Source organism: Mesorhizobium sp. M7A.F.Ca.US.002.01.1.1, from assembly GCF_004022955.1.
GTDB lineage: Bacteria > Pseudomonadota > Alphaproteobacteria > Rhizobiales > Rhizobiaceae > Mesorhizobium > Mesorhizobium ciceri.
On sequence record NZ_RZQE01000087.1, the window covers coordinates 1 to 16,821 of the forward strand.

At 57.8% G+C, this 16,821-nt stretch carries 11 protein-coding genes and 3 pseudogenes; 3 read left to right on the forward strand and 11 right to left on the reverse strand.

Annotated elements, in window-relative coordinates; all coding sequences use genetic code 11:
* Both EN932_RS38830 and EN932_RS11720 read right to left on the reverse strand, forming a co-directional pair.
* A pseudogene (locus EN932_RS38830) lies at positions 1-360 on the reverse strand (transposase); the annotation flags it as partial.
* 269 nt (positions 361-629) lie between these two features.
* Positions 630-2,285, reverse strand: a complete 1,656-nt coding sequence (locus EN932_RS11720) for an MFS transporter (protein ID WP_063169321.1) — start codon at positions 2,283-2,285, stop codon at positions 630-632.
* Between the two features lie 581 nt (positions 2,286-2,866).
* Between EN932_RS11720 and EN932_RS38835 the strand changes: the two are divergent.
* A pseudogene (locus tag EN932_RS38835) lies at positions 2,867-3,033 on the forward strand (IS21 family transposase); the annotation flags it as partial.
* Positions 3,034-3,433: 400 nt separating this feature from the next.
* Here the strand turns inward: EN932_RS38835 and EN932_RS39495 are convergent.
* From EN932_RS39495 to EN932_RS11765, 9 genes and pseudogenes are all read right to left on the reverse strand, one after another.
* Positions 3,434-3,640 (reverse strand): SDR family oxidoreductase, encoded by a 207-nt coding sequence (locus EN932_RS39495; protein ID WP_199489648.1) that lies wholly within the window; start codon positions 3,638-3,640, stop codon positions 3,434-3,436.
* A pseudogene (locus EN932_RS39500) lies at positions 3,628-3,909 on the reverse strand (SDR family NAD(P)-dependent oxidoreductase); the annotation flags it as partial. The pseudogene EN932_RS39500 and the gene EN932_RS39495, both read right to left, overlap by 13 nt.
* Before the next feature lie 27 nt (positions 3,910-3,936).
* Positions 3,937-4,134 (reverse strand): SDR family oxidoreductase, encoded by a 198-nt coding sequence (locus EN932_RS39505; RefSeq protein WP_063169323.1) that lies wholly within the window; start codon positions 4,132-4,134, stop codon positions 3,937-3,939.
* 739 nt (positions 4,135-4,873) lie between these two features.
* The gene (locus tag EN932_RS11740; RefSeq protein WP_224570030.1) at positions 4,874-5,767 is read right to left on the reverse strand and encodes a polysaccharide deacetylase; all 894 of its coding nucleotides are present in this window, start codon (positions 5,765-5,767) and stop codon (positions 4,874-4,876) included.
* Positions 5,768-5,912: 145 nt separating this feature from the next.
* The gene (locus tag EN932_RS11745) at positions 5,913-7,316 is read right to left on the reverse strand and encodes an aspartate aminotransferase family protein (RefSeq protein WP_063169325.1); all 1,404 of its coding nucleotides are present in this window, start codon (positions 7,314-7,316) and stop codon (positions 5,913-5,915) included.
* A 13-nt stretch (positions 7,317-7,329) separates the two neighbouring features.
* Positions 7,330-8,808: an NAD-dependent succinate-semialdehyde dehydrogenase gene (locus tag EN932_RS11750; RefSeq protein WP_063169326.1), complete on the reverse strand. Its 1,479-nt coding sequence runs from the start codon at positions 8,806-8,808 to the stop codon at positions 7,330-7,332.
* Between the two features lie 973 nt (positions 8,809-9,781).
* Positions 9,782-10,960, reverse strand: coding sequence for a Xaa-Pro peptidase family protein (locus EN932_RS11755; protein WP_063169327.1), 1,179 nt, complete (start codon positions 10,958-10,960; stop codon positions 9,782-9,784).
* Between the two features lie 401 nt (positions 10,961-11,361).
* A complete protein-coding gene (locus EN932_RS11760; protein WP_063169328.1) occupies positions 11,362-12,510 on the reverse strand; it encodes a M20 family metallopeptidase in 1,149 nt (382 codons plus the stop codon).
* Positions 12,511-12,546: 36 nt separating this feature from the next.
* Positions 12,547-13,725, reverse strand: coding sequence for an aminotransferase class V-fold PLP-dependent enzyme (locus EN932_RS11765; RefSeq protein WP_063169329.1), 1,179 nt, complete (start codon positions 13,723-13,725; stop codon positions 12,547-12,549).
* An 844-nt stretch (positions 13,726-14,569) separates the two neighbouring features.
* On the opposite strand from EN932_RS11765, the gene EN932_RS11770 reads away from it, so the two are divergent.
* The gene (locus EN932_RS11770; protein WP_063169330.1) at positions 14,570-15,037 is read left to right on the forward strand and encodes an Lrp/AsnC family transcriptional regulator; all 468 of its coding nucleotides are present in this window, start codon (positions 14,570-14,572) and stop codon (positions 15,035-15,037) included.
* Positions 15,038-15,446: 409 nt separating this feature from the next.
* Positions 15,447-16,634, forward strand: a complete 1,188-nt coding sequence (locus EN932_RS11775; protein ID WP_063169331.1) for a M20 aminoacylase family protein — start codon at positions 15,447-15,449, stop codon at positions 16,632-16,634.
* The last annotated feature ends 187 nt before the right edge of the window (positions 16,635-16,821 follow it).

The following is a 16,821-nucleotide window of genomic DNA, read 5'->3' on the forward strand; positions in this document are numbered from 1 at the left end:
GGTGAGATCGGCGGTTACCTGGGAAAGCCGGGCGACCAGCGCCTTGAGCCGCTGCTGGGCCGCGCTCGGCGGCAGCGTCGGCTGCAGCCGTTTGACCTCGCTATAGCGGGCGATGACGGCGGCGTCGATCCTGTCGGTCTTCTCCAGGAAGCCCATCGCCTCGGCGAATCAGCGTACGCTCCTCGCATTGGCCATGCCGCAGGCTACTCCCAACTCCCACGACAGCAGGAAGGGAAGCCGTTCGTAGCCGCCACTGGCCTCCATGACGACGAGCTCGACACCATTGACCTAACACCAGGCAGCAAGCTCGGCTATGCCTGCCGCATCGTTGCGAAAGCGGCCCGCCGCTCCGCTCGGCACGACATGGGTATCGAGCCAGTCTTTCGAAACATCCACTCCACAGATAGTCTTGTTCACGGTAACCTGCCTTGTGCGTGCGATTGGAGCCAAGCGACTATTCGGTCGTACGTGACGAAGGCGAAGATCCCAGGCTCACCCACGGTTGTGGCCGGAGGGGTGTCGGGCGACTTCGCCTTGCTTCGAACCGGATGGCCATCCGGTTCGAGGCTCAGTCGCTTCCATCGCACAAAGTCCTCTGCGTGCAGATACAAGGGGTTAACCTCGAAGAGTCAGTGTCGGAGAAAATAACGTGCTGATTCATCGGACTTTAGGGCCGAGCTTGTTGGTCGCTCGATAAAAAGCATGATTTTAGGCGGAAGCTGTCCTGCATGCAATTTCAGCACTTGTTTACCCAATTCCTTGTCTGCTTCCGTGAGACGATGGTTCAGGCGAAGGTAGTCGGTCCAGGTCGGCGTGCGGAATGTCTCTATCCATTGCATAGGCTCCTGAAGGTTGCGCTGGAGAGTCCAATGACGAGCGCCGACGCGACTGTGCACATGCCGGCGCGCCCGCATGAGTTCCAGGAATGCTTCGCGATTTTCCTCGGGCACTAGGTACTCGACTTTGACCACGATGGGACCGCTTCTTGGCTTGAGATTGAGGGCGACTGCCGGTGCGTCGAAGTCCTCCAAAGCATCTGGATCGGATTCGCGGCGCTCGCGAAGGGGAAACAGGAGGCCCGTGGCGGCGACCAGCAGAAGGGCTCCAGCGGAGCCCTCCAGTGCCAAGGTCAGTGAATGGTTCTGGGCCACCGTGCCCCACACCCAACTGCCCGCTGCGATGCCGCCATCGATCAATGCATAGTAAATCGAGATGGTGCGCCCCACGACCCAGCGCGGGCTTGCCAGTTGCACGGTCACGCCGACCCCGGACCAGGCGGTGACCCAGCCCGCGCCACCCATGGCGAGTGCAATTGCCGCCACTGCAATCGAAGAAGTCAGCGCAAGCGAAAGGGAGCATGCCGCGCAGGCGACGCATGCGAGCGTCATCAGCCGCTCTTGTGACAAGCTCCGTCTGAACACGCTGTTCGAGATGCCGGCGAAGACGGCGCCTGTCCCGAATCCGGCCATGAGCGTGCCATAGGCGAGCGGTCCGCCTCCCAGCTGGTCGCGGACAACCAGCGGCAGCAGCGCGAGAATGGCGATGCTCGCCAGACCAAAGAGGGTTCCGCGAGTGATCGCCGTCTTAATCTCCGACGACATCGCCGTGAAGCGTAGCCCGTCATAGATCGCCGTCCTCATCGACTCACGTGGGAGAGGTGATGAGCGAACCATCCACTTGCAGCGCCATATGGTTACCAAAGGGACCAGATAGGTAAGACTGGTTACGGCGAAAGCCGTCATCAGCCCAAAAGAGGCAACTACTATGCCACCGAGCGCCGGGCCTACGGTCCGAACAGTGTTGAAGCCAACGGAGAGGAGCGTGACGGCGGCGGGAACGTCGCGTCGGTTCACCATATCGCCAACCGAGGCCTGCCAGGCTGGATCGTGGAGAGCGCCGCCGCATGCGATCAAGAAGCTGAAGCCGAGGATCATCCACGGATCGACAAAGCCCAGCACCACAAAAGCCGTCAGCATCGCAGATGCCAATACCATAAGGCACCGGCCGGCGAACATGACCCGGCGCCGGCTGAAATTATCAGCCAAGGCCCCGGCGAAGACGGATAAGATGAACGCTGGCAGGTTTGAAGAAGCCTGAACCAGCGCGACCATCAGATCGGAAGTCGAAATCGTAGCCATCAGCCAGCTGATGGCAACAGTCTGCATCAACCAGCCGAGCGAGCTGACCTGCGTGGCGAACCAGATTGAACGAAAGCTCGGATTTCTGAGGGGCGCAAATGCTCCTGGCGAATTTGGATCGGCGACTTGGTCCGCAAGACTGCTCATCAATCTAACTCTTGCCTATGAGCCAGTTTTACATTGCTCCGACAGCCAGCAGCCGCCCAACCCGTTGAAGGTCCGAATCGGCCAATGTGCGCAAATAGTTACAACGCCCGGCAGGAGATTGAACTCGCTGCCGGGCCGATGCGCCTTGGGAGGAGGCGTAGTTGGAACCTTTGTGAAGACTTGGAACCAGCCGCATCAGGCCAGCCTACACTTACAATATGAGGATCAGACCACTCCAGGATTTTAGTGCATTGAATGGGTACTCTTCCAGCAATCCTCGCCAACAAATGCAGGAGATCGGCGTCGAGCTCCTAAATCTGCATAATATCGGTGATTCGCGGGCGAGCAGTGCAGTGGGCACATTCTCCAAGCTAAACGCTGAACGGGCTTTTTGCTTCTCAAATCGCCATAACAGGGAGAGATGGGCAAATACTACTTCAATATGCTCCCAAGGACGCTGAGTTGACTGCAGCCTCAGCAGAGCTCTCCGCGTGCCTTTTTGCGGCTCCCCGCGGTGCTCGCGCCCGCCGCGCCTGCAAAGGCTTTCCTCAACAGTCGTTCAGTTCGAGCAGCCTTTGCCAACTCTGACTCAAAAGCTGCCCGACTGGATTGACGGCCTCAGCTTCTTCGGCGGGTCACTGAGGCGATCCGTCTGCTACAACCTGGTGTGGCCAAGGCGCTGTGGTTCGCGCCGACGCTGAACGCGACCGTTGCGACAATGACCGAGCAGTACGACACTGCCATATTGATCGCTGGGAAGCGCGCGAAGGGTAAATTCAACTTGCCCACCACCGCGATCAAATGTGCGCCGGGTAATGGCGCCGCTAACAGGATCGACCACCGGAACCGGTTACCGGCAGAGTCGGTCTGCATCCGGGAATTGCAGGGCCATCCTGTGTATAGGCTTAAATTGCGCTATTCTTCTCTACTGTGACAGGCGGGAGCCGCCGTCGACGGGGATCACTGCGCCCGAGACGTAGAACGCGTCGTCCGAAGCAGGAAGGCGATCACCGCCGCCTGCTCCTCCGGCGAGGAGACGCGCTCGAGCGGATTGGCGCGACCATCAGGCGTTGGTAGCTGCGTACGTGCAGCGCTCGAGTCATGTCGGTGGGGACCACGCCGGGCGCCACCGCATTCACGGTTATACCCTACAGGCCCTGCTCGCCGGCCTGCTGGAGCGTGAGATACGCGATCCCGGCCTTGGCCACCGAATAGCCTACCGTTCCGGGATAGCCCGTAAGCCCGAGGATCGAGCTGACATTAATGATCCGCCCGCCCGGCTGGCGCATCCGCGGCCGCAACTCGCGGGTCAGGCTGATGACTGCACGCAAGTTGATATCGATCAGCGGGAACAAAAGGCATCGTCAGTATCGGCGAGCGACTTCGAACCGCCAATGCCGGCATTGTTCACGAGGACGTCGAGCGTCTCGATCCTTGCGGCATCCAAGGCGGCCAGAACCCGCCCTGCGGCGTCGGGCATGGCCAGATCGCAGACGAGCGCCGTCTGGCCAAGGCCCGCAGCTGTGTCGTGCACTTTATCCAGAACATCCACTAGCAACACCCACGCCTCTTCCGAGCCAAGCCACGCCGCTGTTGCGGCACCGATCCCGCGCGCCGCGCCGGTGACGACGACAGTGTTTCTGACCGGAGCTTAGGCAAGGCTGCCTCCGTCGACCGTAAGCGCGGCGCCGATGGTGAAGCCCGCCGCATCGTCCAGCAGATAGCCGACAGCTGTCGCCACCTCGGACGGCAACCCCATTCGGCCCATCGGATGCGCAGCGATGATCTTCGTCCGGCGCTCGACCTGTGCCGCTTCTCCCCGGGCGAAGGCGACGCCGGCCTCGGCCAACGGCTGGCGATGGTTCCGGGGCAGACACAGTTTGCGCGGATATTTCTGCCGCGTGGTTCAGCGCCAGCGTGCGAGTCATCATCACAACCGCCGCCTTGGTCACCGAATAGATCGGCACGTCCTTCGAGGCCTGCAGACCAGCAGTCGAGCTGAAGAGCACCACCGATCCGCGGCCAAGCTCGCGCATCTGCGGGATGCAGCTTGCAGATTCGCCAAATGGCCCCGACGTTGAAGCTGAACATGGCTTCGTACCCTTCACGTCTATCAGCCGCTTCATCGCACCGTAATGCCAGCGGCCGCGACCAAGCCCTCAACCGGCCGGCCAAAGCTCTCGCGGGCGAGGTCGACCAGCCCTTCCAGCATCGCCGGATCGGTCACGTCGCAGACAACTCAACGGGCACCAGGACAGGCGGCCAGAGTTTGGTCCAGAGCCTCTTGCGACAGGTCAGCCAACACCAAATCCGCTCCACCCGCCGCCAGCAGTTTGGCACTGGCCGGGCCAAGCGCGCCACCCGCCGGTAATCAGCACCGTTTTTCCGGCAAAGGTCGTGTCAATCAAGATTGTAGTCCTCCTCCAAGATAAGAACTCCCACTGTACCCGCTCTGAAAGCGAATACCGGACAGCGGATGATCCGCGTCATTCCAAATCCATTGGTGACCGCCGCAACGGTCGAGGCGCAGGACGGCTTGCGCCGCCCCAAGAACACCGCACTCTACCGGCGTTCCTGTCTGAGAGTTTTCAGAGACATGAGGACGCACGCTCGGCGACCTGATGATGTGTGGCGAACCAAACGTCACCCTTTGCTTTGGCGCGTCGAATTAATTCTTCTACGATCCAGATCCGTGAGCGATATCCAATGACGTGTGGATGCAGAGTCAGCTGAAATAAATCGGCATCTTGATAGGCCCCTTCGAACTCCCGAATAAATACAGAAAGCACGTCGTCGACTGATAAATCTGGCCGTGAAGACCCATCGGGACTCATCCAAAGATAAGTGGCATCGTCTCGAATCCATTCGACCGGTATTTCAATCACTCCCGTGGGTTCCTCGTCTTCCAGCAGCTCATAGCAACTATCATCGGCCATAAGGGATGAGTCGTATGTCAATCCGGTTTCACGTATGATCCGTAGAGTTGCGTCGGAAAAATCCCAGGAAGGCGTTCGAATTCCCGTCGGGCGTTTGGAAGTGATTTTTTCAAGAGTGTCGGCACTCCTCATCATTAAAGAGCGCTCGCTCTCTGCGCTCAGTTCCGAGTTTAGCTCGTGTATCCAGCCGTGCATGCCAATTTCATGGCCTTCATCGACAACTGCGCGTTGCTCGTCTGGATACAACTGAGCGATCACAGCGGGAACGAAAAAACTCGCCGGAACGTCGTACTTTCTCAAGAGTTCCAAAGCCCGAGGCATCCCTCGTCGGCTCCCGTACTGACCCCAGGATAATCTGCTTAGCGATCGCCCTCCCCTGCGCAATTCGTTCGACTCATGATCGACGTCGAACGAGATGGCGAAGGCACAGCGTTTACCGCCGGGCCACATTGGTCTTAGTGCCTTGCCCGCTCTGACTTTGTTGATGCGCCGCCGCCAATGGCTTTCAGGCCATTCCCAGGGATTGAGTGCGGTCGAATTGGCCACCAGTTCCTCCTGAGCAGTGTCTGCATTGAATTCCGCCGAAAACTCAATGAGCGGAACGCGGCACCAGCTCAGCTGGCAGCCCCGCAAGCCGATCAGGCCGTCGCTTGAGTTTGCGCCTTGATTACGACAAGATGGCCCAACTCATTCAGATTTTCTCACTCTCGCGAACAAGCTCATCCATAACCGAGCGCACGGCGCTTTCTGCGATTGCAACAATCTCCTCCGCCTCAGCTTTGGTTGTAACCAGCGGCGGAGCAAAGCCCAAAATGTCCCCGTGCGGCATGGCCCGAGCGATAAGACCACGGTCACGGGCGGCCTTCGAGATTCGCGCACCTACCTTGAGCGCCGGATCGAAACGCTTCCGATTGTCGCGATCGGCAACGAACTCGATTGCGCCCATAAGACCGACGCCCCGCACTTCGCCGACGATCGGCAACTGCGCGAACCTCTCCTGCAACTGCGCCTGGAAAAACGCGCCGACGTCACGCGCATTGCCGGGGAGGTCTTCTTTCTCGACAATATCGAGGACCGCGTTGGCCGCGGCGGCGCCGATCGGATGACCAGAGTAGGTGTAGCCGTGCGAGAATGCCCCGACCTTGTCGGCTCCATCCTCCAGGACTTTATACACCTTCTCACCGACGATTGCCGCTGAAAGCGGGAAGTAGGCCGACGTCAAACCTTTAGCGATCGTGATGAGGTCTGGCTCGATGCCATAGTGCTGTGAGCCGAACATGGAACCGGTGCGGCCGAACCCTGTGATCACTTCATCGGCAATCAGCAGCACATCATGTTTTTTGAGGACCGTCTGTACCGCTTCCCAATAGCCTTCCGGCGGAGGCGTGATACCACCTGTGCCGAGGACGGGCTCGCCAATGAAGGCGCCGACGTTGTCCGGGCCGAGCCGCTCGATCAACTGATCAAGCTCGGCGGCGCGGCGAGCGGAGAATTCGCGCTCGGTTTCGCCCGGGGTTGCGCCCCAGTAATGATGTGGAACACCCGTGTGAACAATCTGCGGAAGTGGCAGGTCCATGTGGTCGTGATAAAAGCTCATGCCCGTCATCGAGCCCGACACGACGCTGCAGCCGTGATAGCCGCGTTCACGGGAGATGATCTTCTTTTTGGTCGGCTTGCCACGCAGGTTGTTGTAGTACCAAACAAGCTTGGCCTGGGTCTCGTTCGCATCCGAGCCGGACATGCCATAGAACACCTTGCTCATCTTGCCCGGCGCCATCTTCACAAGGCGATCGGAGAGGATCGCAAGCTCGTCGGTCGTGTGCGCCGCATAGGAGTGGTAATACGCCAAGCGATAGGCCTGACGCGAGATCGCATCGGCGACTTCCGTGCGGCCATACCCGACATTGACGCAGTATAGGCCGGCAAAGCCATCGATAAATTGGTTGCCATGCGCGTCCTGGATGCGGATCCCCTTCCCTGTCACCACGATCGTTGGGTCGCCGAGCTTGCCAGTGGCGAAATCTTTAAGCTGAGTGAAAGGATGCAAGACCGAGTTGCGGTCCTTTTCGGTGATCTCTTTGATGTTGATGGTCATTGAATGCTTCCTTTCAGGCCGCGATGTTGCCGATGCAGAGGTATTTGGGTTCGAGATATTCGATAAGACCGTGCCTTGAGCCCTCGCGACCAAGGCCGGATTGTTTCCAGCCGCCGAACGGAATGCCCGGCCCCGTAAATTTTGGAGTATTCACGGCAACCATGCCATATTCGAGCCGGTCGGAGAGCCGCATGGCTCGGTTGAGATCTTGGGTATAGACGTAGGCCGCAAGTCCCATCTCGGAATTGTTGGCTCGCGCGACCACCTCCCGTTCGTCGTCGAAGGGCAGGATTGCAGCGACAGGTCCAAACGTTTCGTCCTTCGCAATCACCATGTCATCGGTCACATTAGCAAGCACGGCCGGCGTGACGAAGTTCCCGCCAAGCGAATTGTGCTGTGCGCCTGCTACCATTCGAGCCCCGGCTGCTAGAGCCTCAGAAACCTGGTGCCTGCATTTGTCAGCACCAGACGTCTTTGTCATCGGACCGATGTCGACACCTGGCTCCAATCCGTGCCCGACCTTTAGTTTACTGGTGGCCTCGGCAAATTTTTCCGTAAAATGCTCGTAAATCTCTCGCTGCACATAAATCCGGTTTGCCGCGAGACAGTCCTGACCGGATGTCGCGAACTTGGCTGCCATGCAACCGGCGACCGCAGCGTTGATCGGCGCATCGCCGAAAAGGATGAAAGGAGCATTGCCGCCAAGTTCGAGCGAGACTTTCTTCACTGTCTTCGCGGATTGCTCGAGAAGGATTCTGCCGACCTCGGTGGAGCCCGTAAAAGAGAACGCACGCACGTGGGTATGCAACAACAGCCGTTTGGCAAGTGGCGGAGCTTCGCCCGTGATCACCTGAAACACGCCGGGCGGAATGCCAGCATCCCCGGCAAGGCGGGCAAGCGCGAGGGCCGACAGTGGCGTTTCGGGTGCCGGCTTTACAATCATTGTGCAGCCAGCGGCCAGTGCAGCTCCAGCCTTTCTGGTGATCATTGCCGCTGGGAAGTTCCATGGCGTAATGGCGACAGTCACCCCGATCGGCTGCAAATGCACGGCCAGCCTGCTTGCGGGGAGATGGCTGGGAATCGTTTCGCCGTAAGCCCGCTCCCCTTCCCCTGCAAACCAATCTAAAAAGCCGGCAGCGTATGAAACTTCGCCGCGGGCTTCAGCAATCGGTTTTCCTTGCTCGGCCGTTATGATGACAGCCAGGTCTTCGGCGCTCTCCCGCATGCCTGCCGCCCATTTCCGCAGATATGCACCACGCTGTAACGGAAGCATGTCGCGCCACTTGAGGAACGCTGCTCTTGCGCAATGGACCGCGTCGTCAACGTCGGCGTCTGCGCAAGCCGCAACTTGAGCGATCTCGTCACCGCTGGCAGGATCAAACACGGCAAGAGTATCTGATTTGGAGAGCCAGGCGCCGTTCAGATACGCATCACCACGCAAAAGGTCTGGCCGTTTGAGCCTGCGTAATGCCGTGATTGACGTACCCCTCATCTAAGACTCCAATGGTATGCTGATGCCTTTAGGTTATTGCTGCCACAGCGCCGATCGGCAGCGCAGTTGATGCCCCTTTAGCTGCATTCCTGCAAACAGCAGCCAATTCGCGTAGAATTGGACACGGCTCACAACTTCACTTGCCAGGAGGCTTAGCGACCGCGAGCGAAGGTCGCGCTGGTCGCCGGCGGCGCGGAAAGTAGTTGGTTCCAGCGCCGATCTCCCGATCCCGAGTTCCCGATCTGGCCTCGTGGCATTAAGTTCTCGACCGACACCGATCAGGCGCACTGACGCAGGCGCAACCGCCTCGAATCTTAGACGGAACTCGCCGCAAGGCTACTTTCGTCCGGCACTGTGCAGGGTGACCGCGACCGCTTCAGACACGATGGCATCGCGGACGACTTCATTCGGAAGGAGGTCTTGGGGTCCCGAAATTGAGGTCCCCGCGATAACCCAGACATTCACTTGGTGAAGTGGTGAAGTCGCACGAAACAGCAGAAAAGGATGAAGCGAGCCCCGGGCAAAAGGCGAGCTTCGCTGCCGAGCCATCTATCGGGAACAACGTGTGCTGATGTCGCGACGTGTTGCACGGACGGGGCGGACCATACTCGCGTTCCCACCGGCGCGCAGGGTTGGCAAGAGCCCGCTTCAGGCGCGCGTAAACTCGTCCTCAATGCTCCTCAAAAGCTAAGTCCTCTTGCGTCATCCGCGCATTTGTAGAATGGGGCAACGTTCACGCCGCGCTCGCGTCACAGGTGGCTCATTTCGGCCTACGGATCTTAATCTCCGCTGATGCAGAGAACTCATGTGCTAGGCGAGATTCTCCTGTCCCAGAGGTTGGGCATGCCGCACCTCTCAGACAGCGCCGTCCTTAAGCTAGATCCGTTCATCCGCTCGCCGCAGAAACAAATTTCAACCGGCTTCGAACGGACCCAGTGAGATCGCAAAACGATTTGGGTCACATCCAAATCACCTAGTCCACGACGATCAAGCGGCGATCAACATCTGCCAATCGCTCACCGCCCCTTTCGGTTACAATAAATGATTCAGAGATGGCGGCGCCGAACCCTTCGAGCCTAACCCCCGACTGAAAATGGAAGCACATTCCTGGTTGTAGGATGGTCTTGTCGCCCGCGCGAATACTAACCGTGCGTTCGCCCCATTCCGGCGGGAAGTTGAGTCCGATTGAATAGCCGGAGCGGCCTATCTTGATATACCCGTTCCGCTTGAGGATATCTTGCCACACCGCATTAAGCTCCTCAACGACGGTACCAGGCTTTGCCATCTCGAGCACAGCATCCCCGCCTTCCACTATAACCTCAGCAAGACGCGAGACCTCTGCGGGTGGCTTTCCGATGTGGACGGTGCGGCACAGCGGCGCACAGTAGCGGCGTCGGGTGGCGCCGAACTCCATGAGAACCAGGCCAGAGGTCGGCAAGGGCTCCTCGGTCCAACTGAGGTGCGGAGCGTTCGTTTGTTCGCTAGTCTGGATAAGAGGAGGACCGCTAGAGTCGCCATATTTACCGTCCACCCCTCGTGTCTGGGCCCGGTACACCTCCGCGACGACCTCATGTTGCGGCACTCCAGGCCTTAGGTTAGCGATTGCCGTCTGCATCGTATGCGTTGCAAGGTGGCCCGCTTCTCTCATGTAGACTAGTTCAAGGTCAGATTTTATAAGCCGTGCCCAATTGACTAATTCGCGGCTATCAGAGAATTTTGCATTCGGAAGGCCTTTGACGAGATGTTGATGTGCTCGGGCAGTATAGAAGTGGGCGTTAAGCTCGACACCGATTCGATCAGATCCCCAGCCGCGCGAATTGATAAGCTCGCAAAGATCGTCAAATGGATGTAATTCTGGATGTTGAAGTCTATGATCGGAAAATGAGCTTATATTTTCTCTAGGCAGATCCGTCGTTATATAAGCGGAATTTACATCGACGAAACGTCCGAACCAGAGGGGCATGTCCGACTGGAGATGCACTAAGACCACCTGAGGCACGTAGAACGAATAGCCGTCAAAGCCGGTAAGCCAATACATATTCGCGGGATCCTGGCAGATCAGCAAGTCCAGCCCCGCTCGCTCCATCCGCTGCTTCACGTCATGAACACGACGCCGAAACTCCTCGGGCGGAAATGGCTTCTCATATTTCATCTCGTCGAGTCCTTCAAAACAGGCATTCCTCGAACGGATCAGGCATTCGTCCTGTCCGCATACTTTCTCTTCGTATCACGTCACAAGAGGCTGTTTTCCCCGAGGATTTCTTCTTGTCGCGGAAAATCTGCATTTCCTAGGCACTTGCCGTACGTTATCCGCATATGAGCGCCAAATTTTCGGTGGCTCTGCGTCTCCGGTGGAAGATCATGCCCTCCCTATGGTGAAGACGCACTCTGCCTGTCGCAACAGAATTTCAAGCACGGGCGGCAAGATCTACGTGGGAAGCGCCGACGAGACCAGCGAAGATCGGGACGTTGCGGCCGCCACGCTCATGCAGCATCCGGGGCGTCCGCGGCCCAATGGACGGGGTTTGAGCACCCCCATCAGGCCGGCCACTCCTAATATGTGAGCATGATTCTCTGGTACAAATCAGCAGCCTTGGTCAGTTGATCGATTTCAACGAACTCGTTGTTCGTATGGGCTTGGGCAGTACGCCCGGGTCCGATAATCACACACGGGATCCCAGCCAATGACAGCTGATTTGCATCCGAGCCGCCGGTGGCTCCCTTCTGCTCTCCGGTCCCCGCGACGTGGGCACAAGCCGCTCCTGCGACTGCTGCAATTTTGCTCGACCCGGAACTGATTGGAGGCGGGTCTTCCAATGCGGGAAGCAATGACCGAACATTGATCTTGTCTTCGCCCTGGCGAAGGCCTTCCAGTATGCTTTCTACCTCCGCCAACGCGTCCTGCGGCCGCTCCCCGGGTATGAGACGCCGATCGACCCAGATACGGCATACCGGCGGTACAGTGGTAAGTTCCAAACCTCCTTCGATGAGGCTCACGGTCAGCTGTGATGACCCTACCAATGGGTGCTGCGCCCGAGACACAAGGGATCGATGGTGCTCATCAAGTGCCAATACCACCTTGGCCATGCCCGTGATCGCGTTCACTCCGAGATGAGGCTTCGACGTATGAGCCGGTACACCCTGAACCTCGATTTGCCAGCGGACAGAACCCATGTGAGCTACAACGAGCTCTAATTCGGTGGGTTCACCGACTACCGCACCCTCATAAGCGACACCGGAATCGGCTATAGCGCGGGCGCCAAGTTTGCGGTACTCTTCGTCAATGCTGGCTGCCACAACAACCGTGGCCCGGGGCTGCCGTTCACCAAGTGAGCTAAGCGCAATCAACATAGCTGCAAGTGAGCCTTTTGTGTCGCAGCTACCTCGCCCATATATTCGCCCGTCCCGTTGCTCACCCGAGAATGGATCTGATTCCCACCTATCGATAGGAACGGTATCCATATGAGCAATGAATAGAATACGCCTATCGGGTTCTTTCCCAGGTACCCAGGTCAGGAAATTCGAGCGACCATCGGCCACCTCCTGTATCCCGTAAGCCAGCTTCCGCTCCTTGCAAAAACCCTCGAGGAACTTGGCTACACCTTGCTCTCCACTACCTTTTGGCGACAGCGATGGATTGATGCTCTCGATCTTTATAAGATCTTGGAGAAGTCCGATAGTCTCGGCGCTCTGGGTCGACATGTACTCTCCTGTGTGCATGAACTAGCCGTGTCGCTCTTACTTCGACCAGCTCTTGGCCAGATTGATTACGCGATCGACTTCATCGGCGGTGTTGTAAAGATGCAGGGAAAACCGGAGCATGCCTCTGCGTATTGAGACGATTACCCCGTTCTTCGTGAAATGCTCGTGAAGCGACCGAATGCGGGCGTCGACTGGGCGCCCTTCAACAAGATCGCTGGAATCGCCAACGGCTACGATACTTCCAGTGTGAGCGCCTGGTGGCCCGCCGCAGACCGGAAGCCCGATATCTAAGAGACCAGTGGCCATACGTTTTGCGAGTGAGGTAACGCTCTGGTCGATCGCCTCGGTTCCGATATCAAGTAGCTGGCCCATTGATGCATATGCAGCCAACATGCCAGGGAAGTTGTAATGCCCGATATCAAAGCGGGGCGCGCCAGAGCGCAACTTTACAAAACTAGGTACCGGAGCTGATTCTGGCGCGTTTCCGAAATCTACGCTGAAGCGCGCAAGATAGGCCGGGCTCAGCCGATCGGCCCATTCTTTACGGCAATATAAAAAACCCGATCCATAAAGACCCATCAAACCCTTCACAGTGGACACTGCTACACCGTCTACGCCAAGTCGATTGACGTCGGTGTGGAGTATCCCAACAGATTGCGTCGCGTCCGCCAAAAGAAATGCACCGTAGTGCCTACAGGCTTCGGATATCTGCTCCATGACGGTCCGAAACCCCGGAACCATCGTCACCGTCGCCAAGGCAACAACGCGGGTATGAGAATCAATCGCCTTTACGAATGCATCAGGGGGAATTGAGCCGTTATCCGGCTCTACGACTCGCAACTCGACATTGTAGCGGTCTCTGATCTGAATCCATGGCAAGATATTATTTGCGTGTTCCAATTTTGGGCATAGAACGACGTTGTCTCCATCTCTCCAATCGATCGCATTAGCGATGATGTTGATGCCTTCCGATGCATTCTTGGTAATTGCAATTTCATCGTGATCTGAATTGATAAATTGTGCGAACCTAGCGCGAGTACGCTCGACGTGTTCGAGCATTCTTTCTTCGTCGTTTAGGCCATGCAGCCGATTGTTCAAATGAGGCTCGATTGAAGCCAATGTTGTGCTTGATATGAGGCCCTGGTTCGCGACATCCATGTAGATGGCGTTTGCTGTGGCTGGAAACTCCTTTCGGAGGATGTCCAAGGGAAGCATATGGCTTTCTCTCCTGGGAGTGCGGACGGCGGTTGAGCTACCTTGTTCAGGCGATCGTTCCGGCAAGGGTAAGAATGCCGCCAGACTGGTCTGCGCTGACCTGCCCATTTTACACGGTGCTCGTGCCGACTTTGGTCTAACATTCGGTCTCCCACGCCGCATTCCTGCGCCAAACCGCGATTCACGCAGAGATCGCGAGCCATTCTCGCGGATCACTGAAGCGTCTCGACGGAATGCAGCTGCAACAACTGCCTCACGAGAGATCAATTTGGGTAATTCTCAGACCGCGGATAGGGCTTCTTACCAGTGCTTGGAGCGACGTTAGCCTGACTGAGCCGACGACCTTCTCCTCCAGCCCCACACCCATGCGGATCATAGTTCACTCGCGGCCGACGCGCGAGGGCCGTAAGGCATCCGAAAGCCGGGGCCGGTTCATAGCCTGACTCTCATGGTCTCCGATTTATGCTGCAACGCCGACACCCTTGGTGATGTCGCTCCCTAACACGCTTGCCTCGAACTGATGCGAGCGTGCTGCAACTCATGTTTTCTGCGCCTGAGCAACGAGATCGGTAGGATCTTTTCGACCGGGGATCGCCCCCACCCGATCGAATCTGCCGTTCTTGCGCTGGCCCGCAACTGCTCACCAGCAACGCCCATCGATTCAGCGGCACCCCTCAGATAGTTATACTATGCCGGTATTGTGCGCAGATGGCGAAAGAAACGCCGATTTTCTGCGACTTGGACCGACTTTAGCGCCGAGAGGGCGTTTGGCACTTGCTACATTTTGGACGTACGGACTGGCGGCCTTGGCATTGGCCGATATCATCATGAGCAGAGATTGTGAATGGATCTGGATCGAATTGACCGGAAGATTCTCAACGTCGTGCAGCGCAACAATCGCCTTACGACAGAGGAATTGGGCGAACTTGCCGGACTATCGGCTACCGCTTGTCAGCGGAGATTAAAGCGACTTCGAGACGCTGGCGTCATCGAAGCGGACGTTGCCATAGTTTCACCGGAAGCCGTCGGTCGGCCCCTGCTCCTGCTGGTATCCATCACTCTCGAGCGCGATCGCGCCGATATCATCGATCGTTTCAAGCAGGCAATTCGGCGGACGCCTGAGATCATGAACGCTTACTACGTTACGGGTGAAGCGGATTTTATTATTACGGTCTCTGCTCAGGACATGGCCGAGTACGAGGCGTTTACCCGTCGTTTTTTTTACGAACATCTTGAAGTAAAGGGGTTCAAGACAATCGTTGTAATGGATCGGATCAAGGCGTCGTTTGCTCTGCCAATTGCTGAAGAGTAGCCTTCAAAAGAGCCCGCCCAGGCAACCACCACGCGCCTTCCGCGGGTCGCAGTTGTCCCGCACTTCTGAATGTCGGCTGTCCTATTTTGAATGGTCCCGCATATATACCAGGGCACCTCCTCTCAGCCTGCAGGTGTTATGCGCCAATGACCAAAAAACGATGATATTCTGCGGGACCAAGGCGCCCTTCGCGCAACCAAGCTCTTTGGCACTTGCTACATTCTGGGCGGAGCGGAATTCAGGATTGTCGGTCCCCGGCTAATTGGAGCGGCTTCAGTCGGCGGAATAGCTGGGGTGCCTACGTCGCACAGAGGATGCTGTGCTCCCGGCAGCGCGGAAACGGGTCTCCCGGCTCTCGCAAGGACAAAGCGTGAAATTCGCCTGCAACCGGCAAGAAAGGAAAGTCCCCGTGGCAATTCTCAATAGCGTCGCAGAGTTTCTCCCCGAGATAGTGGCTTGGCGCCGGGACATCCATGCACATCCCGAACTGGGCTTCGACATCCCCCGTACTTCGGCATTTGTCGCCGAGCGCCTGCGCGAATTCGGCTGCGACGCCGTCGCGACCGGCATCGGCAAAACCGGCGTCGTTGGCGTCATCAAGGGCAACGGCGTCGTGAGCGACGGTAACCCAAAGGTTATCGGATTGCGCGCTGACATGGATGCGCTGCCGATCAACGAAGCGACCGATCTGCCCTATGCGTCCAAGAACAAGGGCTTGATGCATGCGTGTGGGCATGACGGCCACACCGCGATGCTGTTGGGTGCCGCGCGCTATCTTGCCGATACTCGGAATTTCGCTGGAACGGCGGTCATGATCTTCCAACCTGCCGAGGAGATCGGTACCGGCGCCGTTGCCATGCTAGATGACGGTTTGATGGAGCGGTTCGGCATCGAGCACATCTACGGAATGCACAATCGTCCGGGCTTGCCGGTAGGTGTCTTCGGAATCCGGCAAGGTCCAGTGATGGCGGCAACTGATAGCATAGAAATTAGCATTGAAGGGCGAGGGGGGCACCCTGGAAGGCCTCATGAATGCATCGATCCGATTCTGGTCGGCGCTCAGCTTGTGACGGCCCTGCAGCATATCCTGGCTCAGAACATTGACCCTGTCGACTCGGCAGGAATTTCGTTCCACCAGTTCCAGTCCGGGCAGAGACTAGTCCCCGTCGTTCCGCAAACAGCGGAGTTGGTGGGCACCATGCGGACGCTAAAGCCGGAGGTGCGCAAGTTCGTGAAGGAGCGGGTGGGCGAAGTGGTCGCCGGCATCGCCCAGATAACCGGCGCGAAGATAGATATTAAATTTCAGAGCTTCGACGCAATTCTCTTCAATGAGGTCCAGCAGACCGACCTTGCGAGAAGCGCGGCCAAGGGCGTGGCCGGTGAAAACAATGTGCTCGAGACGCCACCGGTAATGGGGGGGGAAGATTTCTCCTTCCTGGCGCAGGCGCGGCCGGGTGCTTTCGTCTGGTGCGGGAACGGTGACAGCGCCGGCCTGCATCACCCTGCCTACAATTTCAACGACGAGGCGATTCCTTATGGAACATCGTACTGGATCAAGCTCGTAGAGAACACGTTGGGATCCCGTCCGACGTCTTGATGATCGGTCTGACAAGGGCCGCAGAACGAATGAATAACTGCCGTCTTATGCCAGGCTTGAATGTAGCGGACCTCGTAAAATGAAAACTCGTTCATCCGTGCCAACATCTCTTGAGGGTCTGTCGGCGTGCGAATGCCTGGAACTCTACCGAAGGCGGCAGCTCTCGCCTGTTGAAGTCGTCGATGAC

Coding starts and splice junctions, on each gene's coding strand:
- EN932_RS11720 (WP_063169321.1), bottom strand. CDS start 2,285: ATGAGCAGTCTTGCGGACCAAGTCGCCGATCCAAATTCGCCAGGAGCA.
- EN932_RS11745 (WP_063169325.1), bottom strand. CDS start 7,316: ATGACCATCAACATCAAAGAGATCACCGAAAAGGACCGCAACTCGGTC.
- EN932_RS11750 (WP_063169326.1), bottom strand. CDS start 8,808: ATGAGGGGTACGTCAATCACGGCATTACGCAGGCTCAAACGGCCAGAC.
- EN932_RS11755 (WP_063169327.1), bottom strand. CDS start 10,960: ATGAAATATGAGAAGCCATTTCCGCCCGAGGAGTTTCGGCGTCGTGTT.
- EN932_RS11760 (WP_063169328.1), bottom strand. CDS start 12,510: ATGTCGACCCAGAGCGCCGAGACTATCGGACTTCTCCAAGATCTTATA.
- EN932_RS11765 (WP_063169329.1), bottom strand. CDS start 13,725: ATGCTTCCCTTGGACATCCTCCGAAAGGAGTTTCCAGCCACAGCAAAC.
- EN932_RS11770 (WP_063169330.1), top strand. CDS start 14,570: ATGGATCTGGATCGAATTGACCGGAAGATTCTCAACGTCGTGCAGCGC.